Raw genomic sequence first — 20,754 nt, 5'->3', positions numbered from 1 at the left:
AATTCGCCTGCGGGCAGGCTCGTACCACCGCTCCGCTACCCGTTGTGGCGCCGAAGCCGCAGGTATCCGACTAGACCGGCGGCCACGGAATGGCAGGCCACTCCCCGCTGGGCACGGGATGCTTCCCGGAAGCCAGCAACGCAGCGACCCGCGCACGCAGTGCGTCCACCTCAGCCCCGGTGATCAGCTTCCCCAGCCGCAGGCCCAGCGGCGCCTCCCCGGCAAGCCCGTCCCGCAGGGACTCGAGAACCCCCACCGCCTCGGTGGTCAGCGGCTCCCCCGCCCACCCCCACAACAGCGTCCGCAGCTTGTCCTCGGCATGGAACGTGACCCCGTGGTCGATCCCGTACAGGCGCCCGCCATCGGTCAGCAGATGCCCACCCTTGCGATCCGCGTTGTTGATCACGGCGTCAAGCACCGCGAGCCGCCGCAGCCGCTCATCGTCCGCGTGCACGAGAAGCGCCGTCCGCCCCTCCCCCACGTCGGCGAAGCCGATCGCCTTCCAGCCGTCACCGGGCTCCGCGCCCTCGACGAGGGCCAGCAGCTCCCCGCCGTCCTCGGAGGACTCCGGGTCCGTGTCCGAGCCCTCGATCCACAGCTGGCACATGCCCTCGCCGTGCGGCTCGTCCCGCAGCACGGTCGGCGGGACGAGGCCCCACCCGGTCGCCTCGGAGACCTCGTACGCGGCCACCTCCCGCTGCGCGAGCGTCCCGTCGGGGAAATCCCACAGGGGCCGCTCCCCGGCGACGGGCTTGTAGACGCAGGTGGCCTCCTGCCCCTCGTACGAGACGGAGCAGTAGAGCACCGCGTTCGACGCCTCACGGATCCGCCCGCGCACGGTCAGCTCACCCCGGGTGAGCAGGTCCACGACGCCGTCGGAGGTGTCCACCCCGCAGGAGCTCACGCGCCCCGCCGGTACCCGTTCTGCCGCGGGCATACATGTCCTTCCGGGTCGAGCGGGAGGCTGCACAGCGGACACGGCGGCCGCCCCGCGTTCACGACGTCGAGGGCGCGCTTGGCGAACGCGCGCGCCTGCGCCCCGGTGAGCCGGACGCGCAGCATCGGCGGCCCGTTCTCCTCGTCCTGCAGAAGCCTTTCCTCGGCCTCCGCCAGATCCTCGTCGGACTCGGCGTCCAGCTCGACCAGAGCCTGCGCCTCGACGATCATCCGCTCCTCGTCGCCGTCCCAGGCGAGCGCCATCGTGCCGACGCGGAACTCCTCCTCGACGGGCGAGTCCAGGGGGGCGCTGTCACTGACCTCGTCGGGTGCGACGGCGGGCACGGGGGTATTGCCGCCGCTGCGGCGCACGACCTCGTCGAGGAGCTCTTCCATGCGTTCGGCGAGGGCTGCCACCTGGGTCTTCTCCAGGGCGACACTGGTCACCCGGACTCCGGCGGAGGCCTGGAGGAAGAAGGTACGCCGTCCGGGGAGCCCGACCGTTCCGGCCACGAAGCGTTCCGGCGGGTCGTAGAGGAACACCTGACGCGACACGTCCTGTCTCCATTGGGATCGACTGCGATTGCTCATTTGCGCCAGTTCGGCGCGACGACTGCACCCTACTGCGGGCGACGATCACGGTGCTCCCGCGTCGCCGCCCACCGCCGCGTCGCTGCCCGACGGCTCCACGCGCGGAGCGAGCGACCCGAAGTCGCCGGTGTCCCCCAGGCGTACGAGGAAGGGCCGCAGGCGTGTGAAACGGATGGCGGTGACGGAGCAGGGCTCCACGGAGATGCGCTGGAAGAGGTCCAGGTGCAGTCCGATGGCGTCCGCGACAAGGGACTTGATGATGTCGCCGTGCGAGCACATCAGGTACACGGCGTCCGCGCCGTGCTCGCGCTCCACGCGCGCGTTCCACTCGCGTACCGCCTCGGCCGCCCGTGTCTGCATGGCCCGCATCGACTCGCCGCCCGGGAAGGCGGCCGCCGACGGATGCTGCTGTACGACCTCCATCAGCGGTTCGTCGGACAGCTCGGCCAGCTTGCGGCCCGACCAGTCGCCGTAGTCGCACTCCCCGATGCGGTCCTCGGTGTGCGCCCTCAGGCCCGGCCGCGCGGCGAGCAGCGGTGCGACGGTCTCCTGGCAGCGCTGGAGCGGGCTGGTCACGACTTCGGCGAGCGGCAGGTCCGCGAGGCGTCCGGGGAGCGCCGCGGCCTGTGCGGCGCCGCGCTCGTCCAGGGCCACGCCGGGGGTCCACCCGGCGAGCAGACCCGCGGTGTTGGCGGTGGATCGTCCGTGCCGGACGAGGATCAGCGTGGGCATGCGGGCCAGCCTAAGCCGCCGACGGGGTGCGCTCCGAGCAGAGGTTCGGAAGAATGCGCTCCGTGATCGTGGACTGCGCGATGTACAGGGACGGGCGCCGGACCGAGTGCGAGGCGGACTTCTCGGACGCCCTCGGCGATGCCCGTGCGGCGGGGGACGCCTTCGTCTGGGTGGGCCTCCACGAACCGACGGAGGCCGAGTTCGACGAGGTCAGCAGGGAGTTCGGGCTGCATCCGCTGGCGGTGGAGGACGCCTTGAAGGCGCATCAGCGGCCCAAGCTCGAGGTGTTCGACGACTCCCTCTTCGTGGTCCTCAAGCCGGTCGTGTACGAGGCGGACAGCGACGCCGTGTCGTCGGGCGAGGTCATGGTCTTCATCGGCGACGCCTTCGTGGTGACGGTCCGGCACGGCGAGGGCTCGCCTCTCGGTGTCGTACGCCATCGCATGGAGGCGGAGCCCGAGATGCTCAAGCACGGTCCGACCTCCGTCCTGTACGCGGTCGCGGACGCCACGGTCGACCACTACCTGGACGTCGCGGGCGAGCTGCAGACCGACCTGGAGGAGCTGGAGGCGGAGGTCTTCTCGCCGGACAGCGGGGGCAGCCGCAACACGGCGTCCCGGATCTACCGGTTCAAGCGCCAGATCGTCGAGTTCCGGCGGGCCACGGGACCGTTGGCGATGCCCATGATGCGCCTCTCCGGAGCGGGCCCTTTCGCGCCCGACGTGCCGTTCGTGAAGGACACGGCACAGCCGTTCTTCCGGGACGTCAGCGACCATCTGACGCGCGTGAACGACTGGGTGGACAGCCTCGACCGACTGGTGTCCGACATCCTCTCCGCGCATCTGGCGCAGATGAGCGTCCGGCAGAACGACGACATGCGGAAGATCTCGGCGTGGGCCGCCATGGCCGCGGTCCCGACGATGATCGCCGGGATCTACGGAATGAACTTCGACCACATGCCCGAGCTGCACTGGGTGTGGTCCTATCCGGCCGTGATCCTGCTGATGGTCGCGCTCGAGTTCTTCCTCTACCGGCTGTTCAAGCGCCGCGGCTGGCTCTAGGGCCTGTCGTGGCGGGCGGCCCGGTCAGGCGAAGCCGGTCGCCGGCAGGGCGGGCCCGCCGAGTGCGTCGCGACGCTCGGGCATCTCCAGGGACACCATCCGCCGCCAGCCTCCCAGCCGTTCGTACGCGTAGATGGCGTGCACGCCCGAGGCGAGCGCCATGGACTTGGGCTTCGGCCAGCCCAGGACGCGCCCCATGTGGCCCATCACGGCGAGGCTCACGTCCCGGTACACGCGCGTCTCGGCACGGGCGCACTCGTGCAGGGTCTCCAGGATCGTGCGCCCATGGCCCGCGGCCGCCAGGCGCAGCAACTCCTCGTGGCAGTACGCCAGGTGGTTGTCCTCGTCGTGGCAGATCATCTTGATGGCCTTGCCGACTTCGGGGTGGTCCCCGAAGTACGTGACCAGCATGTCCATCTGGTCGGCGGCCCGCTGTTCGGTGACGCGGCTGTGGGAGAGGTAGACGACGACGTCCCGCTCGGTCAGCGGCTCCTCACGGCGCAGCTTCTCGTGCGTCAGGCCGATCCCCTGCCGCTCCAGGAGCATGGTGTAGTCGGTCTCCGGCGGGACCGGGACGGGCTCGAGGCCACGCTTCTTCAGCAGGGCGTTGAAGATCCGCCCGTGCTTGTCCTCGTCGGCGCCGTGCCGGGCGACCTTGGAGGTGAGGGCGCGCTGGCTCTCCGGGAGGAGCGCCGCGATACGGCCGTTCTCCCAGCCTCCCTGCGACTCCCCGCTGGCAGCGATGGAACAGAAGAGCCGGAATGATTCGTCGTTGTCGAGGATCTCCTCGAAGACACTCCTGGCCGAAAGCATCACTGGCACCTCCATGCCCTCCGCGTGAACTCCGCAAAGAACAAGTCAAATGCCGTGGCGCAGGTGTGGCAACAGCTGTCGGGGACAGCTCCGCCAAACGAAGGACAGCTGACCCCGGACGGGGCCGTAACCGAGGGGCCGCACGGCGCGTTGTGCTCCGTGACGGCCGTGGCGGGGAAGACCCCCGAGCCCCCACCACGGCCGCAGAACTTCTCTCCCCCGGGTGTTACGCCAGTCCAGCGCGCTCCAGCGCCTGCGTGCCCGCGCGCAGGGCCGTGATCCGCTCCTCCAGCGTGAAGCCGGCGGGCGCCAGCGTGAGCGTGGTGACCCCGGCAGCCGCGTAGGCCTGCATCCGCTCGGCGATGCGGTCCACGGAGCCGAGCAGCGTGGTCGAGTCGATCAGCTCGCGCGGCACCGCCGCCGCGGCGCCCTCCTTGTCGCCGGACAGGTACTTGTCCTGGATCTCGGCGGCTTCCTTCTCGTATCCCATGCGCTGGGCGAGCTGGTTGTAGAAGTTCTGCTTGCGGCTGCCCATGCCGCCCACGTAGAGGGCGGTGTACGGACGGAACATGTCCGCGAGGGCGCTGACGTCGTCGCCCACCGCGAGCGGCACCGTCGGGACGACGTCGAAGCCCTCCATCGTCTTGCCCGCCTTCTCGCGCCCCGCGCGCAGGTGGCGGATCGCGGTGTCCTCCAGGTGCTCGGCGGAGGGGAAGATCAGCAGGGCGCCGTCGGCGATCTCGCCGGTCTGCACCAGGTTCTTGGGGCCGATCGCGGCGACGTACAGCGGGATGTGCTCGCGCTGCGGGTGGACGGTGAGCTTGATGGGCTTGCCCGGACCGCCCGGCAGCGGGAGCGTCCAGTGCTCGCCCTCGTAGCTGAGGCGCTCGCGCGTCATCGCCTTGCGGACGATCTCGACGTACTCGCGGGTGCGCGCCAGCGGCTTGTCGAACTTGACGCCGTACCAGCCCTCGGAGACCTGCGGTCCCGAGACGCCGAGGCCCAGACGGAAGCGGCCGCCGGAGAGCGAGTCGAGCGTGGCGGCCGTCATGGCGGTCATCGCGGGCTGCCGGGCCGGGATCTGGAAGATCGCGGATCCGATGTCGATGCGTTCGGTCTGCGCGGCCACCCAGGACAGCACCGTCGCGGCGTCCGAGCCGTAGGCCTCCGCGGCCCAGCAGACCGCGTAGCCGAGCTTGTCGGCCTCCTTGGCGACGGCGAGGTTGTCCGCGTCCATCCCCGCGCCCCAGTAGCCGAGGTTGATCCCGAGCTGCATGGCCGAATCCCCTTACTGAGCAGTAACGTCCTGTGCCGGGGACTGTAGCGCGTGGCCCCGCACGCCGTCAGCGGTGGGCGGACGGGTGGCCGGGTTCTCCACAGGCACAGGTTTGTCCACAGCCCCTCACGCCGCTGGAGCACGGCCAGTAATCTCAGCGCCCATGGAGCAGAGGCATCTCGGCCGTACCGGCCTTCGCGTGTCCCGGATCGGACTCGGCACCCTCACCTGGGGGCACACCCAGGAGAGCGACGCCGCCGATCTGCTGAAGGTGTTCTGGGAAGCCGGAGGCAGCCTCGTCGACACGGCCGATGTGTACGGCGACGGGGAGGCCGAGTATCTGCTCGGCCGACTCATAGAACGGCTCGTGCCGCGCCGTGATCTGGTCATCGCGACCAAGGCGGGCAGCGTGCCCGACCCCGACCGGCGCTTCGACGGCTCGCGGGGCCACCTCCTCTCCGCGCTCGACGCGTCCCTGGCCCGCCTGGGGACGGAGTACGTGGACCTGTGGCAGCTGCACGCCTTCGACCCCTCCACACCCCTGGACGAGACGCTCCAGGCCCTGGACATCGCCGTGAGCAGCGGCCGGGCGCGCTATGCGGGCATCTCGAACTTCTCCGGCTGGCAGCTCGCCAAGGCGGCGACGTGGCAGCTCGCGGCCCCGGGGACACGCACGCGCCTGGCCAGTACGCAGATGGAGTACTCCCTGCTGCAGCGCGGCGTCGAGCGGGAGCTGCTGCCCGCGGCGAGGGACCTGGGCGTGGGCCTGCTGCCCTCGTCGCCGCTCGGCCGCGGCGTGCTCACCGGGAAGTACCGCCACTCCACCCCTGCCGACTCGCGCGGCGGCTCCGAGCATCTGGCGCCGTTCGTCGCGCCCTACCTGGACGACACCGCGAGCCGCATCGTCGACGCGGTCGCCACGGCGGCGGACGGCCTCGCGGCCACGCCCCTCCAAGTCGCCCTCGCCTGGGTGCGCGACCGCCCCGGAGTGACCGCGCCGATCGTCGGCGCGCGCAACGCGCAGCAGCTCACGGCCGCATTGTCAGTGGAGACCCTTAGTCTTCCTGACGAGATCTGCCAGGCGCTCGACGACGTGTCGGCGCCCGTGCACCGCTACCCCGATCAGGACTGGAGCACGCTGTGAGTACGGAGCCGGAAACCGCTGCCGCGGAGGAAGCGGAGGCCGCTGCCGCACAGGAGACCGGGGCGGGGGCTCCGGAAGCCACGGACGCGGACAGCTCCGACGGCCCTGACGCCGGCGCTGACACGTCTTCCGACGCTGCTGCCGACGCCACCGCTGACACCGCCGACACCGACACCGCCGAAAGCAAGGAGCTCTCGGAGACCGAGGCGGAGATCGCCGCCCAGCGGGAGCTCCTGGAGCGGATCGCCGAGCGGAAGGCCGCCAAGCAGGGGCCGGTCGACGCCGGGACCAAGCTCAGCGGCAAGGCGGCCGATCTGCTGGCCGCCGTGCGCGCGGTGGAGAGCGGCGAGCAGCCGGCCGCCAGTGCCTTCCGCGAGCCCGAGCCCGCACCGCGCAAGGCCGCGCCCGAACCGGCACGGCGCCCGCAGCCCGTCGCCGCGGCGCCCTCGGGCCCCGGGGACGACGCCGTGGCAGCGGTCCGTGCCGTGCTCGCCGACGGAGGGGCGCCCGCCGACCTCGCCGCGCGGACGGCGGCGGCGCTCGGCGAAGGCGCCGATGCTCAACTCCGTTCGGACCCCTGGCAGTTGCTGCGGGTCAGCGGCGTGCGCACGGAGCAGGCCGACGGATTCGCGCGGGCGCTGCTCGGCGCGGAGTGCGGGCCCGACGACGAGCGCAGGGGGCGCGCGATCACCGCCTGGCTCCTGGAGCAGGCGGCCGTCGCCGGGCACACGGCCCTGGACGCGGCGGCGCTCACCGCGGCGCTCGGGCAGCGTGCCGTGCCCGATCCGGACGCGGCGGTGCAGGACGCCATCGCGGAGGGCGACATCCTGGTCTTCCAGGACGCCATCGAGACACCCGGGGTCCCGGCCCCCGCGCAGGACGAGGGCGAGGACGAGGGCGAGGAGGCCGCGCAGCCGGTCCGCGTCCTGGTCGGCCTCGAGCAGTACGCACTCGCGGAGGAGAGCCTCGCCGACGGGCTCGCCCGCGTGATCAACTCCCTGCCCAAGGAAGAGGGTTCGGGCCCGCAGTCCGCCGACTGGGAGTCCGCGGCGGGCGAGGCATCCGGTTCCACCGCCGAGCTGATCCGTGCGGCGGCCGGTCACGGCCTCGTGCTGCACACCGGCGGCGAGGCGGCACGCGCCGAGCCCGCAGCGCTGGTGGCGGCCGCGGCGGGTCTCGGCCTGCGGGCGTGGGCGGCCACGCACAGCTCCGCGGGACGGCGCCGCCTCGCCGGGCTCGCGGGCTCGGACGAGGCGGGCACCGCGACCGTGGCGGGGCTGCTCTCGGGCGCAGAGGGCCCCGGACGGGACAGGGACGGAGCGCTCGCGCTCGACCTCCTGGTGGTCCTCGACGCACCGCAGCTGGACGTGGAGAGCGCCGCGATGCTGGTGGAGTCCCTGCCGGACGGCGCCCGTCTGGTGCTGAGCGGCGACCCGGGAGTGCTGTGGTCGGCGGGCCCCGGACGGGTCTTCGCGGATCTCCTCGCGGCGCGCTGCTGCCCGCAGGTCGTCTCGCGCGTCCCGGACCCCGGCCCCATCGGGGAGCTGGTCTCCGGCATCGGCATCGGCGAGCTGAACCAGGTCGAGGCGCCGGGCAAGGAAGTCGTGATCGTCCCCGTGCGCGACGCGGGCGAGGCGGTCCACCGCACGGTGCAGCTCGTGGCGGACTCGGTGCCCCGGGCGATCGGGGTGCCCACGGAGGACACCCAGGTCATCACTCCCGGGCATGGCGGCGCCGCGGGCACGCGCGCGTTGAACACCGCGCTCAAGGAGCGGCTGAACCCCGGCCCCGGCCGGTTCGGCGGCTTCGACCCTGGCGACCGCGTCGCCCACGTCCCGGCACCCGGCCGCACGACGCTGGGCCGCGTCCTGCGGGCCGACGCGGAGGGGCTGCACCTGGAGTGTGACGGCGCCCCCGTCGTCGTACCGAAGGAGCAGGTGGAGCAGACCGTGCGGCACGCCTGGGCGCTCACCGCACACCAGGCCGTGGGCCTGAGCTGGCCCGCGGCGGTCGTGGTGCTGCCGGGCGACGCGACGGCGGCCCTGAGCAGGCCGTGGGTCTACACCGCGTTCAGCCGCGGTGAGCGGCACCTGTCGGTGGTCCAGGGCGCGGAGCAGGCGTTGCCGCGCGCGGTGGCGGAGATCCCCCCGAAGGCCCGCACGACGCGCCTCCAGACCCTCCTGCGCCCGCAGGTCCCCGCCACGTCCTGAGCGGAGGGTGCGTCCCGCGTCTCCGGGCGCCGGTGGCCGTCACGGCCACCGGCGCCCGGACTCCTGAGGGGTCAGCGATCCGCGTCGAGGGGGCTTCTGTCGTCGTCGACGTCGAGCGCGTCCCCCTCGTCCCCGTCGTCGATGTCGTCGAGCTCCTCAAGGACCGCCACGGCGTCGGGATCGACGCGGACATGGACGTCGGCGTCGACGCCGTCGTCGTCCGGGTCGTCGTCGAAGACCGCGCTGACGTCGAACCGGCACACGACCCGGTGCGGGTCCGCCTGGTCGAAGGGGGCGTCGAGCCACTCCCCCGGTTCGGCGGGCTCGTCCGCCGCGGTGACCCAGAGTGTGGAGTCGCCCTCCTCCAGGCCGAACTCCTTGTGCCGGGAGGCGATTTCGTCCGGTTCGAACTCCCCGAAGAGGACTCCGAGAGCGGCGTGCACGCTGCTGCCCGCGGCCGCGGCGGCAGGACTCCCGTCCGCCGTGTCCGCGTCGAGGTCCGCGACCCGCTGGGCCTGCGCGAGGAGCCGCTGCGGCTCCGCGACGGCGTAGTCCCTGCGGATCAGCACGCTCAGTGCGTTCGCCTCCTCCGGGCCCTGGTAGGGCGGCAGCACATCGCTGTCCGAACCGGGGATCTCGAAGGGGGTGACCTCGTCGTAGCGGTCGTAGAGAAGCTCGTCGTACTCCTCGGCCGCGGCGGCCAGCTCGTTGAACGCTTCGTAGACGGCCGGGTCGTCCTCACCCGACCTGCGTTCGACCGCGGCAAGGTGACGGTCGAGCGCGGTCTTGACCGCCTCGGCGGCGGCGCGTACCTCGGCAGCGGTGGGCTGCGCAGCATCAGACATAGTGCAGACGCTATCCGTACCGGGCCTGTACTTGCACAATAGATGCGATGCCGGAATACGAATTTGTCGACGTGTATGTGCCGCGCGGGGTCACCCGCAAGGAAGCAACGCGCCTGCTGACGGACCACGCAGAGTACGGACACTGGGAGTTGGACCGCCTGAGCCTGCACGCAGACGGCAGCCGCAGAGTGCGGCTGAAGCGGCGGATCATCCGCCAGCTGCGGGCCACTTGGTGAAGTGAGAAAGCAGGAATGGAGGGTGCCCCGATCAGGCGGGGCACCCTCCATTCCGTGCACGGGATCGAGCGGCGGCGTGCCGCCCTGGATCAGGCGGCCGACCGCGCCCTGCGGTACAGCACCGTTCCCGCGAGTAGCATGCCCGCGCCCACCGGCAGCACGACGCCGACCGGCAGCTCGCTGCCCGTCGATGCGAGCGTCTCCGAGCCCTTCGGCTGCGTGATGGTCTGCGTCCCCGGCTGGTTCGGCACGGCCCGGTCCTCCGGCTCCTCACCCGGCGTGCCGGGCTTCCCCGGCCGGTCGGGCTTCTCAGGCGTCTGCGGGTCCTGCGGCCCGCCCGGCGGCTGCTCCGGCTTCGTGGGCGGCTTCTCGCTGCCCGGCGGGGTCACCTCACCCGAGTCGTTGGCGCACTCGTTGCCGGTGGTCGCGTTGCCGAGACCACCGATGGTGACGCTGTTGCCGCAGACGTTGACCGGCACGTCGACCGGCAGCTGCACGTCGTTGCCCGAGGCGACACCGGGTGAGTCACTGCTGTGCCCCTCCGCGGCGGCCCCGCCGCCCGGAGGCTTGCTCGTGCCGCTGCCACCCTCGTCGGAGGTGTTGGCGCAGTTGTTGCCCGCCGCGGGGTTGAGCACCCCGACGACGTTGACGCTGTTGCCGCAGACGTTCACCGGCACGTGCACCGGGAGCTGGACCGAGTTGCCGGACAGCACACCCGGGGAATCCGACGCACCCCCACGGGCGCCCGAGTCGGCGTGCGCGTATCCACCGCTGATGGCGAGCACGCCCGTCGCGGCCGCCACCGTGATCAGGCCTTTACGAGTGACCTGTCGCATAGGTTTTCCCTGCCTTATGACCTTCAGGAATGCGCACGCTCCTTGAGGCGCGTGCGCGGAATGCCCGAAAGCCCCGGAGTGCATGGCGCGCACTCCGGGGCCGACAGACTCAGACCCTCATGGGGTGAGACACGACAACGTCACTTGTTGACGCAGGTGTTGCCGAAGGCGGGGTTCAGCAGCCCGATCACGGAGACCGTGTTGCCACAGACGTTCACCGGCACGTGGATGGGCGCCTGAACGACATTGCCCGAGAGCACACCGGGAGACTTCACGGCGGCACCCTGGGCACCGGCGTCGGCAGCAGCGATACCCGCACCCGCGAGCACGAGACCACCAGTGGCAGCCGCAGCAGCGACGACCTTCTTGATCATTATTCCTCCTTGTTGGCAATGCGATCCCAGCCGCGGACCGCACCACCTGTAACGAGGAGGAAGTGACGGGGCTACGAGCCTATGGTCCCTTTCACTCTTTTCAGTCAAGTACGTACGTGCTGACGATTATTGGAGTGTCGTTTCAGCACGCAATGCGTCACCGAGGGGCGCGTGCACCGGCGTTCAGGACGCGTCGATGAACCGGTCGAGCACGCGCACACCGAACTTGAGGCCGTCCACGGGCACTCGCTCGTCCACGCCGTGGAACATGCCCGCGAAGTCCAGCTCCGGCGGCAGCTTCAGCGGCGCGAAGCCGAAGCCGCGGATGCCGAGGTCGTCGAAGGACTTGGCGTCGGTGCCCGCGGAGAGCATGTACGGAACGGCGCGGGCGATCGGGTCCTCGGCCTGGAGCGCCGTCTGCATGGCGTCGACGAGCGCGCCGTCGAAGGTGGTCTCCAGGGCCTTGTCCGCGTGCACGTCCGTCCGCTTGACGTTCGGGCCGAGGATCCGGTCCAGGTCGGCGAGGAACTCCTGCTCGAACCCCGGCAGGAAGCGGCCGTCGACGTGCGCCGTCGCCTGCCCCGGGATGACGTTGACCTTGTAACCCGCGCCCAGCTGGGTCGGGTTGGCGGTGTTCTGCAGGGAGGCGCCGATGAGCTTGGCGATGCCGCCGAGCTTGGCGAGCGTCGCGTCCATGTTCTCGGGGTCGAGCTCGGTGCCCAGGGCGTCGCCGAGCTCGTCCAGGAAGTGCCGCAGCGTCTTGGTCACCCGCACCGGGAACTTGTGCTGCCCGAGCCGGCCCACGGCCGCGGACAGTTCGGTGATGGCGTTGTCCTTGTGGATCATCGAACCGTGCCCGGCGGTGCCGTCCACGGTCAGCTTCATCCAGTGCATGCCCTTCTGAGCCGTCTCGATGAGATAGAGCCGCAGGTCCTCGTTGACCTGGAAGGAGAAGCCGCCGACCTCGCTGATGGCCTCCGTGACGCCCTCGAAGAGCTCCGGGTGGTTGTCGACGAGGTACCGCGCGCCGTACGTGCCGCCGGCCTCCTCGTCGGCCATGAAGGACAGCACGATGTCGCGCGGGGGCTTGCGGCCGGTGCGCATGCGTTCCCGGACGACCGCGAGGGTCATCGCGTCCATGTCCTTCATGTCGACGGCGCCACGGCCCCACACGCAGCCGTCCGCGATCTCCCCGGAGAAGGGGTGGTGCGTCCAGTCCTGGGCGTTCGCCGGTACGACGTCGGTGTGGCCGTGGATGAGCAGCGCGGGCCGGGAGCGGTCCTCGCCCTCGATGCGGGCCACCGTGGAGGCGCGGCCGGGGTGCGACTCGAAGATCTGCGGCTCGAGTCCCACCTCGGCGAGCTTCTCCGCGACGTACTCGGCGGCCTTGCGCTCCCCCGGGCCCGAGTGATCGCCGTAGTTGCTGGTGTCGATGCGGATCAGATCGCGGCAGAGGTCGACGACCTCGTCCTCACCGGTGACGGGCCGGGACCGGTCCGCCTCGCCCGCCCTGTCGGCCCTGCTCGACTCGCTCACGATGGTTCCTCCCGCTATCGCTGCTGGTGGTCCTCCTCATCCTCCCGCGCCCACCCCCCGACACCCAAGGCCGGGCACCCCTCGTCACGCGCCGTTCACGCACCTGGCCCGTGTGATCGAAGGCCCCCGAATGTTTGCTATGGTTTTCCACGTCGCCGCGGGAAACCGCGACAGACCACCGGTCCGGGTGGCGGAATGGCAGACGCGCTAGCTTGAGGTGCTAGTGCCCTTTATCGGGCGTGGGGGTTCAAGTCCCCCCTCGGACACAGAGATACACCGCGAAGAGCGGGCCAGGAAATCCTGGCCCGCTCTTTGTTTTGCGGTGGTCAGCGGGCGGCTTCCAGTGCGGGGGCCGAGCGCTCCTTGAGGTGCCGGATCAGGGCGATGAGCACGTCGCGGCTCGACGTGCGGTCCCTGGCGTCGCAGGCGACGACCGGTATGTGATCGGGGATGTCCAGCGCGTCACGTATCTCCTCGACGGGGTGCTCACGGGAGTCCGGGAAGACGTTGAGGGCGATGACGAAGGGCACGTCCTGGCGCTCCATCTCCTCGATCGCCCGGAAGCTGGACGCGAGGCGCCGCGTGTCCACCAGGACGACGGCCCCCAGGGCGCCCTTGAACAGGCCGTTCCACAGGAACCAGAAGCGCTCCTGGCCCGGGGTGCCGAACAGGTAGAGCACCAGCTCTTCGTTCAGGCCGATCCGCCCGAAGTCGAGGCTGACGGTGGTCTCGTTCTTCTCGGCCACCCCGACGAGGTGGTCGACGTCGACGCTGGCCCGGGTGAGGGTCTCCTCGGTGGTGAGCGGCTTGATGTCGCTCACCGAGCGGACCATGGTCGTCTTGCCGGTGCCGAAGCCCCCGGCGATCATCACCTTGACCGAGCGGCTCCCGGCGGGCAGCGAGCCCGCCTGCGCCGGCCGGTCCGGACGGTCAAAGCCGTTGAAGTCCACTGAGTACCTCCTCGAGGAGCGCTGTGTCCGCCCCGTGGCCGGGCGTGGAAGCCGGGATGGGGTCACGGGCGTCCACCTGGCCTGCTTCCAGCAGGTCGGCCACGAGCACCGCGAGAATGTTGAATGGCAGTCCGAGGTGGGCGCTCAACTCGGCCACCGACAGCGGGTCCCGGCACCAGCGCACGATCTGCTCGTGCTCGTGCTGCATGCCGGGGGCGGGAGCGGAGGCGGAGCGGGAGACGACGAGGGTCGCCACGTCGAGGCCGGCGGCCGGCCCGCCGGGACCACTGCGACCGCCGGTGAGCACGTAATAGCGCTCAAGACCGGACGGATCCGTGGGCCGTGGGGGGCCGGACCGGTGGGGGCCGCTCATCCAGGCTGCTCCTCCTGCCGCGGAGTGGTGCCGAGGAGTTCGCCCATCCTGCGGGAGAGGTCCCTCATCTGGTGTCCGAGCAGCCCCTGGTCGAGCCCTTCCCTGGCGATGACCCCGAGGTACGTCTCGACTCCGGCCCGCACCACGAACAGGTGCCCGCCGTCGACCTCGATCATCGCGAGGCGCAACTGGCCGCCGTACTTGGGGAATTGGTCCGCCACGGGCTGCGCGAGCGCCTGCAGGCCCGCGACCACGGCGGCGAATCGGTCCACGTCGTCCGGGTCGTCGGCTCCGTACGCCGCGATGGCCTTGCCGTCGCTCGACGCGACAAGGGCGAAGCGGATCTCCTGGATGCTCTCGGTCAGGTCGCGGAGCGCCCAGCTCACGTCGGATTCGTGTTGCGTCATGTGGCTAGTCGCTCTCTTCGGTGCGGGGCTCGTCGGGGTCTCGTCCGGCGGTGGCGAAGGCCGCCATGCCGGTGAAGGACGCGTCCGGCGGCAGGGCGGGCGGCACGGTGCCCGTCGCGGTTTGTGGCGTGGAGGCGGCCCTCCTCGGGGAATCGGCGCGCTTGCTCCTGCGGCGTGGCAGGCCGCCGGGCGTGACGTCCGCGGTGGCCGCGGTGGCCGCGGTACGGGCCGGTTCCCGCTGGGCGGCGGGCACCTCGGAACGGGGGGCGGCTTCCGCGGGCGGCAGCTGGCTGAAGTACTTGTGCGGGACGACGACGACCACCGAGGTGCCAAGCCAGGGCGAGTCGGCGAAGGTGACCTTGATGCCGTACTTGCGGGCGAGCGTGCCGACGACGCGCAGGCCCAGGTGTGCGTCCTCGGAGAGGCCGGCGAGGCCGGAGCCCGCCGCGGCGCCCTCCAGCGTCCGCATCGCCTGCTGCTTCTTCTCGTCGGTCAGGCCCTTGCCCGCGTCCTGGATCTCGATACCGACGCCGTTGGGCACCTCCTTGCCGGACACGACGACCGGCTCGGTGAGGGGCGAGTAGCGCGCGGCGTTGTCGAGGAGGTGGGCGAAGATCAGGGTGAGGTGGTCCACCAGGCCGCCGTCGACGCCGAGTTCGGGCAGCCGGCGCACCTGGACCCGGTCGAAGTCCTTGATGCGGCCGATGCCGCCGCGTACGACACCGAGCAGGCGCTGCGGCTCCTGCCACTGGCGTCCGGGGCGGTCGGTGCCGCCGAGCACGCCGATGCTCGCGGCCAGACAGTCGGCGGGGCCGATCGCCTGGTCGAGCTCCATCAGGCCCTGGGCGACGGCCGGGTTCCTGCCGTGCTCGCCCTGCATCTCGTGCAGCCGGCCGCGGATCTTCCCGGTGAGCACGTGGATCCGGCTGCCGATGCTGATCACGGCCTGCTCGGCGGAGGTACTGCGGTTGAACTCCTCCTCGACGGCGATCAGTCCTGTCCGCAGGACCTTGCGCAGTTCCAGCCTGAACTCCGGTGAGATCTCGGCCTCTTGGTCGAGCGCGAGGGGCAGGACGTCGTCGATCGCCTCGCCGCCGCGCAGGCCTTCGAAGGCCGCGGGCAGGAACTCGTCCGCGAGGCGGGCCACCAGGGCCTGCTGCTGGTCGAGCCGCCACTGCCACGCATGGGTCTCTTCGGCCTGGTGGCCTTCGTGGGCGGCGCGTTCGCCCTCGTACCGCCGCTCGATGGCGGCGACATGCTGCTGCCACTGCTGGGAGTGGTTCAGCTGGGCGGTGTGCGCGTCGTCGGCCGCGCGCCCCAGCTCCTGCCGTGTGCGCAGCAGGAGGCGGACACACGCGGCGGCGGCCGCGGCGGCCGCGAGGCCCGCGACCGCGGTGGGTATTCGGGCCGGATCGGAGCCGGCGGCCACGGCGGCGAGGCTGCCGCCGCCCAGGCCGGCCGGCAGCAGCCACCAGCTGTACCAGGCCGCGGGCGCCCGGACTGCCGCCGGCGGCGGAGTGGCAAGTTCCATCTGCATCCTCAAACCAACGCGATCGAAGAGTGGACAACCCAACCAAGGGCTCGCACCCATCGCATGCCGGTGCCCCCTGTGGCGGCGGCACCCCCTCGATCACCTGCGTGATCCCCCGTGCGACAGCGCGAAAGCGCCGTGGTGCGCGACGAACTGATATCGCGTCAACTCACGGCGCTGCAGGGGAGCTTATCCGGTGGAGCGTGGTGGAAATCAATCGTGTGGGTGATCGATCCAGGGCATGGGTGATCTTCGGACCGGCGGTCTCAGCCGTCCCACAGGCCACTGTGCCGACGGTGCGCCGGCGTCAGGCCCTGGGTGAAGTACTTGTCGTAGTACTCGTCCTCCACGTGGTGGGCCTGGAGCCAGACCCCGGGGACGTGGATCGCGTCCGTGTGCGCCGGGAACCGGCGGTGCGTCCGCAGGATGTACGTGCAGATGTCGCGGGCGCACTCGATCACCCGCTCCTCGTACTCGCTCGCCTCGGCCAGATAGCGCTGGCCGTAGTCCTCCCGGTAGATGCGGCTGAAGACGTCCTTGTCGCCGTAGACGCCCCCGGGGCCGAACTTCTCGCGGATCACCGCGTCCACCGCGTCGGACATGGACGCGAACGCCGGCGGACACATCGCGGAGATCAGCTGCTCGCCGTCCGGGGCCTTCAGGCCCACCGGGTGCGAGCGCACGTTCGTGTACTTGGGGAGCGGGATGTGCCAGCGCCACACGTCGGCCGGGCGCCAGCGCGGGGTGACGAAGGTGAAGCCGAGCATGTGGCCGTAGGCCCGGGAGAACTTCGGGTCGCCCAGGGCGATTTGGGGGTTGATGGAGGCGTGGATCCAGGCGCCCAGGCCCATCGCCTCGGCCACCAGCATCAGGTTCTGGAGCAGCAGGTCCGCCTCGATCTGGGTGCGGAGCGGGCCGAGCGCGCCGAGCGGCAGCTTCAGCTTCTCGTTCAGGAACCCGTTCTTGACCCACTTCTTCACGCCCGCGGGACGGTAGAAGTTCCGGTCGTCCACCAGCGTGGGCCGCGCCCCGTCCGGCTGGGTGAGCAGGTACATCAGGGCGTTGATGTACTGGTGGGACAGGTCGACCACGGGGAACAGGACCGTCGTGCCCGGCAGATTGGACAGGAAGCGGTTCGAGTCCAGGTAGGCCGGGAAGTCCCGCAGGCCCTCCGCCACGTCGAGGCGGTGGTCGAGGACCTTGACCTTGGACTCCCGCGCACGGGCGGTCAGGGTCACGTCGTCGAAGGGCTCCTGCGGCGCCGGGGGCAGCTTCCTCAGGTAGTACGTGCCGGTGTCGTTGATCAGGAAGAAGTGCGTGCCCTGCGCGTTGTCGGGGCTGCCCGCCGTGCGCCCCGCCATGGTCAGGTTCGGCTTCGCCATGATCGGCTTGCCGTCGCGCGGGTCCTCGAAGGGGCGGTCGGGCATCGTGAGCCCGGTGCAGCCGGTGAGGGCGATCAGGACCGCCTCCTCCAGCTCGGTCAGCGGCTGCGGGGCGTTCTTGGACGCGTAACTCATCGATCCGGCGGGGACGGTGGCGCCGCGGCTCACCCGGTGGGTGCGGCGGCGCCAGACCGTCTCCAGGAGGGGGCGTACGAAGAGGTCGGCGAGCCCGGGGTGGTGTCCGTTCGCCCGGCCGTCGGGCCCGTCCTCACTCGGTGGCATCGCTGCCTCCGCCCCGCATCGGCTGCACCTGCCGCCACGGCGCGAACGCGCTCGCGTCGCGCGGCAGCAGACCCGCGAGGTCCGGGGCGTGCCGCTGGATCACGGACTTCATGCCGCTCTTCTCGACCCATTCGATGCCCAGCGGCGTGTAGATCTCGGGGCGGTAGTCGACGGTCAGGAAGCGGTCGCTCTGCAGGCGGCGCGTGGCCATCAGGATGAAGATGCGGAAGGCCGTGTCGCTGAAGCCGAAGCCGTTCGGCGGGTTCTCGGCGAACAGGCCGACCACGGTGTCGATCTCGTCGACCGAGCCGTAGACGTCCTTGAGGCGCGCGACGGTCTCGGGGTCCTGGCTCAGTTCCTCGAAGCGGCTGATGCGCGGCTTGTGCAGGCCCGCGCGGAAGTCGTTGTAGCGCGGCACGCCCCGCCTGCGGGTGCGGACGAGGTCGACGACCGACAGGTCGATGATCTCGCCGTCGCGCTCGAAGCGCTGGAGCGCGCGCGGGAAGTTGTTCAGGGTGATCGCGCCGGGGTGGGCGATGCCGAACGAGTAGAGGGTGTCGGCGAGGCCCGTCTTGCGGATGGCGGCCTCCGCGGCGCCGCCCTGGATGTCCTGGAAGGTCAGGCTCTCCAGGCGCTGCCCGAAGTGGTGCTCGCGCATCTCGTAGTCGTCGGGGATCAGCGGGTGCATGCGGTAGACGGTGACGAAGTCCTCGGTGAGGGAGTACGGCGCCGCGTGGTGGTCCGGCAGCGTCTTGGGGATGCCGGTCAGGGAGTGGGACTCCAGGAGCCACAGGCCGAGCTTGTTCAGCCAGTTGTTCGGCGGGCCCTCCCAGTTGGTGTGCAGGCCGAGGTCGATGGCCTCGGTGGCGAGGATCGCCGGGGTCCACTCCACCGTGTGGATCTTGGCGATGAGGGCGGAGACGACCAGACGCGCCGCGTGGTAGATGCTGTCCTCGCTCATCGCCGGGTACTCGCGGCGCATGGCCGCGCAGACCGCGTTGTGCTCGCGGGCGAAGAGCGTGTGCATCGCGCTGAGGCCGAGCCACCAGCTCTCGTTGAAGCCGGTGAGCGGGATGCCGTTCTGGCCGACGGGCAGGTGGCCGTCCTCCAGGCGCAGGTCGGCGCTGCCGCCTGCCTCGCGCAGGAACTTCGCGGTGTGCTCGTCCGCGCCGTACACCTCGGAGCCGTCCCACCAGTGCGATGCCGAGTTGGCGAAGAGGATCGGGGGCTGGTTGCCGGGCTGCTGGATGCCCTCGTTCTCGGCGAAGCGCATCACGTTCTCGGGCGGTCCGCCGGGGGTGTTGTGCCAGGTGCTGCCGGGCGGCAGCGGCACCTCGACGGCCTGGCCGCCGACGGGGTAGCGGCGGTGGTTGACCCAGTCGTGGACCTGGAACTGGATCCAGGCGGCGGCCAGGATGTTGAGCGAGGTCGCCGGCACGAAGGTGTCGCGTTGCAGGAGCCGGCGGCTGACGGTGACGGGGTTCGGGGTGTCGAAGAGGTCGGGCCGGTAGTCCGGCTCGAGGTTGCGTCCGAAGGCCGCGCCCACGGCTCCCATGGAGGGCGCGGAGAGGTCGTTGTACGACCCGTCGTACGACCGGGCGGTGCGCAGCCGCTCGTCGACCCCCGCCGGCACGGGGACGGCCTTCGGCGGTGCCTCGTGGACGTCGGTGTCGATGAGGTTGAGGCGCCGCAGCGCCTTGCGCAGGAAGACCAGGTTCAGCAGGCTCGCCGACACCGGCAGCCTGTGCCACGGCACATAGCGGTTGAGCGCGGCGAAGAACCGTCCGACGGGGATGCCGAACACCGTGTTGCGCAGCGGCTCCTCGGTGCTGAAGCGCAGGCCCTTGCGGTGGGCGGCGCTCGCCTCGTACGCGGCCTTGCGGGCGCGGTTGAGATTGCCGAGGGGGCGGAAGTCGTCGGTCGTGTACCAGGGGTTGAAGGCGAGCTCCTCGACCCGCCCGGCCGCCGCCATGGCCTCTGCGGTGGCCAGGTCCTGGCGTGGCACGGTGAGGCGTCCGACGGGCACCGCGGGCGTGATGTTGTCCTTCCACTCCACGGAGCCGTCCTCGACGGGCGTGCGCTGCTCGTCGACGTACCGCTGGACGCACAGCTCGAAGGCGACGTCCGACGTGACGAGGCGGTGCGCCAGTTCGCGGTGGAGGAAGCCGGGGTCGCGGCGCTCGGGCTTCGGCTCGGGGGCGCTGCCCACGACGGGGCGCAGGAGATAGCGGACCGGGCCCGCGTCGCCCCAGAGGATGGCGCCGCGGCTCCAGTACGTCTCCTTGGCGAGGCTGTTGACCTTGTGCCGGGTGGCGGCCTGGATGTTGCGCCGCATCCGGGTCGCGGTGGAGAGGCCGACGGCGAGCGGCAGCTTCACGAACAGGCCGAAGGCCTTCTGCAGCGGGCTGTTCGCGCCCGCCATGGCCTTGGCGAAGGCGACGAACTCGCGGGCGTCCCGGGCGTGCGACACCGGGAAGTTGGTGGCGAGCAGGTCGTGGCTCTCCTCGTCCGACACCGTCACGCGCACGGCCACGCCGCGCAGATCGGCCGCGGCGTCGGGCTGGCGGGTGCCGCTGGCGTTGGAGAGCCGCACGGTCGCCGGATAGTCGGCGCCCGGCTGGACGAATCCGCCGCGCAGGGCCTCGGGCACGTCGTCGTGGATGGTGAGTCGGGCGTTCTCCACGCCGAGCGCGGGTTTCGCGTGCTGGGTGCGCGCGAGAGAACCGGCGCTGCCGGCCCGCCGGTTCTTCGCCTGGACCTTCATGATCTCTTGGGCCAGGCGCTCGAAGAGGCGGTGCTCCGCCTCGGGGCTGCCGCCCGCGTAGCGCTCGTAGGTCTGCTCGTACTGTCCGGTGTCGGCCATCAGGCGCTTCCTTCGCACGCAGGCGTACGGGACGGGGGGCTCGGCCCTGCTGTCAGACGCCGCGGGGCAGGCGGGAGTCTGCCGACAGGGCCTAGGACGCTACTGGCGACACCGGAGCCCCGCAGCGCGGGTTCCCGCCTATGTGCGGGGCTGCGCGCGGAGGTCGAACAGGCAGGCGGGCGGCGGCATTTGGGCCCGTCGGGCGCCCTGGGGCGGCCGTGCGGCACGGCGCGGGTGATCGTCCGGCTGTCCCTCTGGGGTCTCCTCTCACAGCAACCCCAGGGGCCAGGCGCGCCGATGGCCGGTCCGCAACGGGTGAACAAGTGCCCGGAGCACGCGAGTTGACTGCGGATCGGGCCGGTGGTGTGCTCGCAAC

Annotated in this window: 19 protein-coding genes and 1 tRNA gene; 5 read left to right on the top strand and 15 right to left on the bottom strand. The window is 71.3% G+C overall.

The window, feature by feature from the left end:
* Positions 1-70: 70 nt before the first annotated feature.
* The 3 genes from ABZ833_RS30200 to ABZ833_RS30190 form a co-directional block, all read right to left on the bottom strand.
* Positions 71-937 carry an SCO1664 family protein gene (locus ABZ833_RS30200; protein WP_361052887.1) on the bottom strand — a complete coding sequence of 289 codons (867 nt, stop codon included), beginning with the start codon at positions 935-937 and terminating at the stop codon, positions 71-73.
* Positions 901-1,491, bottom strand: a complete 591-nt coding sequence (locus tag ABZ833_RS30195) for a DUF3090 domain-containing protein (protein ID WP_249590938.1) — start codon at positions 1,489-1,491, stop codon at positions 901-903. The genes ABZ833_RS30200 and ABZ833_RS30195 overlap by 37 nt, the downstream gene beginning before the upstream one ends.
* 81 nt (positions 1,492-1,572) lie before the next feature.
* Positions 1,573-2,259, bottom strand: a complete 687-nt coding sequence (locus ABZ833_RS30190; protein ID WP_361052884.1) for a histidine phosphatase family protein — start codon at positions 2,257-2,259, stop codon at positions 1,573-1,575.
* 53 nt (positions 2,260-2,312) lie between these two features.
* On the opposite strand from ABZ833_RS30190, the gene corA reads away from it, so the two are divergent.
* Positions 2,313-3,320 carry a magnesium/cobalt transporter CorA gene (corA, locus tag ABZ833_RS30185; protein ID WP_361052881.1) on the top strand — a complete coding sequence of 336 codons (1,008 nt, stop codon included), beginning with the start codon at positions 2,313-2,315 and terminating at the stop codon, positions 3,318-3,320.
* Positions 3,321-3,344: 24 nt separating this feature from the next.
* Here the strand turns inward: corA and ABZ833_RS30180 are convergent, their stop codons facing one another.
* Positions 3,345-4,133, bottom strand: a complete 789-nt coding sequence (locus ABZ833_RS30180) for a ferritin-like domain-containing protein (protein ID WP_361052879.1) — start codon at positions 4,131-4,133, stop codon at positions 3,345-3,347.
* Positions 4,134-4,359: 226 nt separating this feature from the next.
* Entirely contained in the window at positions 4,360-5,409 is a 1,050-nt protein-coding gene (locus ABZ833_RS30175) for an LLM class F420-dependent oxidoreductase (RefSeq protein WP_361052876.1), read from the bottom strand.
* A 163-nt stretch (positions 5,410-5,572) separates the two neighbouring features.
* On the opposite strand from ABZ833_RS30175, the gene ABZ833_RS30170 reads away from it, so the two are divergent.
* Together ABZ833_RS30170 and ABZ833_RS30165 are read left to right on the top strand one after the other, a co-directional pair.
* Positions 5,573-6,553 carry an aldo/keto reductase gene (locus ABZ833_RS30170; RefSeq protein WP_361052873.1) on the top strand — a complete coding sequence of 327 codons (981 nt, stop codon included), beginning with the start codon at positions 5,573-5,575 and terminating at the stop codon, positions 6,551-6,553.
* A complete protein-coding gene (locus ABZ833_RS30165) occupies positions 6,550-8,763 on the top strand; it encodes a helix-hairpin-helix domain-containing protein (RefSeq protein ID WP_361052870.1) in 2,214 nt (737 codons plus the stop codon). The genes ABZ833_RS30170 and ABZ833_RS30165 overlap by 4 nt, the downstream gene beginning before the upstream one ends.
* 71 nt (positions 8,764-8,834) lie before the next feature.
* Here ABZ833_RS30165 and ABZ833_RS30160 read toward each other — a convergent pair whose 3' ends face one another.
* Positions 8,835-9,608: a hypothetical protein gene (locus ABZ833_RS30160; RefSeq protein ID WP_361052867.1), complete on the bottom strand. Its 774-nt coding sequence runs from the start codon at positions 9,606-9,608 to the stop codon at positions 8,835-8,837.
* A gap of 47 nt (positions 9,609-9,655) precedes the next feature.
* Here ABZ833_RS30160 and ABZ833_RS30155 point away from each other — a divergent pair, with 47 nt between their 5' ends.
* Positions 9,656-9,844, top strand: coding sequence for a DUF5703 family protein (locus tag ABZ833_RS30155; RefSeq protein WP_190082655.1), 189 nt, complete (start codon positions 9,656-9,658; stop codon positions 9,842-9,844).
* Positions 9,845-9,933: 89 nt separating this feature from the next.
* Here the strand turns inward: ABZ833_RS30155 and ABZ833_RS30150 are convergent, their stop codons facing one another.
* The 3 genes from ABZ833_RS30150 to ABZ833_RS30140 all read right to left on the bottom strand — a co-directional run bounded on the left by ABZ833_RS30150 (position 9,934) and on the right by ABZ833_RS30140 (position 12,590).
* The gene (locus ABZ833_RS30150) at positions 9,934-10,680 is read right to left on the bottom strand and encodes a chaplin family protein (RefSeq protein ID WP_361052863.1); all 747 of its coding nucleotides are present in this window, start codon (positions 10,678-10,680) and stop codon (positions 9,934-9,936) included.
* A gap of 140 nt (positions 10,681-10,820) precedes the next feature.
* Positions 10,821-11,054 (bottom strand): chaplin ChpH, encoded by a 234-nt coding sequence (gene chpH / locus ABZ833_RS30145; RefSeq protein WP_249590930.1) that lies wholly within the window; start codon positions 11,052-11,054, stop codon positions 10,821-10,823.
* Between the two features lie 183 nt (positions 11,055-11,237).
* Positions 11,238-12,590, bottom strand: a complete 1,353-nt coding sequence (locus ABZ833_RS30140; RefSeq protein ID WP_361052860.1) for a M20/M25/M40 family metallo-hydrolase — start codon at positions 12,588-12,590, stop codon at positions 11,238-11,240.
* Between the two features lie 181 nt (positions 12,591-12,771).
* On the opposite strand from ABZ833_RS30140, the gene ABZ833_RS30135 reads away from it, so the two are divergent.
* Positions 12,772-12,856: transfer RNA gene (locus ABZ833_RS30135), tRNA-Leu, on the top strand.
* Between the two features lie 60 nt (positions 12,857-12,916).
* Here ABZ833_RS30135 and ABZ833_RS30130 read toward each other — a convergent pair.
* The 6 genes from ABZ833_RS30130 to ABZ833_RS30105 all read right to left on the bottom strand — a co-directional run bounded on the left by ABZ833_RS30130 (position 12,917) and on the right by ABZ833_RS30105 (position 20,378).
* Positions 12,917-13,540 carry an ATP/GTP-binding protein gene (locus ABZ833_RS30130; RefSeq protein WP_361052857.1) on the bottom strand — a complete coding sequence of 208 codons (624 nt, stop codon included), beginning with the start codon at positions 13,538-13,540 and terminating at the stop codon, positions 12,917-12,919.
* Positions 13,521-13,913, bottom strand: a complete 393-nt coding sequence (locus tag ABZ833_RS30125) for a DUF742 domain-containing protein (protein WP_361052854.1) — start codon at positions 13,911-13,913, stop codon at positions 13,521-13,523. The genes ABZ833_RS30130 and ABZ833_RS30125 overlap by 20 nt, the downstream gene beginning before the upstream one ends.
* Complete coding sequence (locus tag ABZ833_RS30120; protein WP_361052851.1) at positions 13,910-14,320, bottom strand: roadblock/LC7 domain-containing protein; 411 nt, start codon at positions 14,318-14,320, stop codon at positions 13,910-13,912. The genes ABZ833_RS30125 and ABZ833_RS30120 overlap by 4 nt, the downstream gene beginning before the upstream one ends.
* A gap of 4 nt (positions 14,321-14,324) precedes the next feature.
* Positions 14,325-15,851 carry an ATP-binding protein gene (locus ABZ833_RS30115; RefSeq protein ID WP_361052849.1) on the bottom strand — a complete coding sequence of 509 codons (1,527 nt, stop codon included), beginning with the start codon at positions 15,849-15,851 and terminating at the stop codon, positions 14,325-14,327.
* 266 nt (positions 15,852-16,117) lie between these two features.
* Entirely contained in the window at positions 16,118-17,515 is a 1,398-nt protein-coding gene (locus ABZ833_RS30110; protein ID WP_361052846.1) for a hypothetical protein, read from the bottom strand.
* Positions 17,502-20,378, bottom strand: a complete 2,877-nt coding sequence (locus ABZ833_RS30105) for a peroxidase family protein (RefSeq protein ID WP_361052843.1) — start codon at positions 20,376-20,378, stop codon at positions 17,502-17,504. The genes ABZ833_RS30110 and ABZ833_RS30105 overlap by 14 nt, the downstream gene beginning before the upstream one ends.
* Between the last annotated feature and the right edge of the window lie 376 nt (positions 20,379-20,754).

The sequence above is a fragment of the Streptomyces sp. NPDC047525 genome (genome assembly GCF_040643025.1).
GTDB lineage: Bacteria > Actinomycetota > Actinomycetes > Streptomycetales > Streptomycetaceae > Streptomyces > Streptomyces durmitorensis.
Note: the sequence above shows the minus strand (reverse complement) of the source record. Positions and strands in the feature narration are given on the sequence as shown.

Coding starts and splice junctions, on each gene's coding strand:
- ABZ833_RS30200 (WP_361052887.1), bottom strand. CDS start 937: ATGCCCGCGGCAGAACGGGTACCGGCGGGGCGCGTGAGCTCCTGCGGG.
- ABZ833_RS30190 (WP_361052884.1), bottom strand. CDS start 2,259: ATGCCCACGCTGATCCTCGTCCGGCACGGACGATCCACCGCCAACACC.
- corA (WP_361052881.1), top strand. CDS start 2,313: ATGCGCTCCGTGATCGTGGACTGCGCGATGTACAGGGACGGGCGCCGG.
- ABZ833_RS30180 (WP_361052879.1), bottom strand. CDS start 4,133: ATGCTTTCGGCCAGGAGTGTCTTCGAGGAGATCCTCGACAACGACGAA.
- ABZ833_RS30175 (WP_361052876.1), bottom strand. CDS start 5,409: ATGCAGCTCGGGATCAACCTCGGCTACTGGGGCGCGGGGATGGACGCG.
- ABZ833_RS30170 (WP_361052873.1), top strand. CDS start 5,573: ATGGAGCAGAGGCATCTCGGCCGTACCGGCCTTCGCGTGTCCCGGATC.
- ABZ833_RS30160 (WP_361052867.1), bottom strand. CDS start 9,608: ATGTCTGATGCTGCGCAGCCCACCGCTGCCGAGGTACGCGCCGCCGCC.
- ABZ833_RS30155 (WP_190082655.1), top strand. CDS start 9,656: ATGCCGGAATACGAATTTGTCGACGTGTATGTGCCGCGCGGGGTCACC.
- ABZ833_RS30150 (WP_361052863.1), bottom strand. CDS start 10,680: ATGCGACAGGTCACTCGTAAAGGCCTGATCACGGTGGCGGCCGCGACG.
- chpH (WP_249590930.1), bottom strand. CDS start 11,054: ATGATCAAGAAGGTCGTCGCTGCTGCGGCTGCCACTGGTGGTCTCGTG.
- ABZ833_RS30125 (WP_361052854.1), bottom strand. CDS start 13,913: ATGAGCGGCCCCCACCGGTCCGGCCCCCCACGGCCCACGGATCCGTCC.
- ABZ833_RS30120 (WP_361052851.1), bottom strand. CDS start 14,320: ATGACGCAACACGAATCCGACGTGAGCTGGGCGCTCCGCGACCTGACC.
- ABZ833_RS30115 (WP_361052849.1), bottom strand. CDS start 15,851: ATGGAACTTGCCACTCCGCCGCCGGCGGCAGTCCGGGCGCCCGCGGCC.
- ABZ833_RS30110 (WP_361052846.1), bottom strand. CDS start 17,515: ATGCCACCGAGTGAGGACGGGCCCGACGGCCGGGCGAACGGACACCAC.
- ABZ833_RS30105 (WP_361052843.1), bottom strand. CDS start 20,378: ATGGCCGACACCGGACAGTACGAGCAGACCTACGAGCGCTACGCGGGC.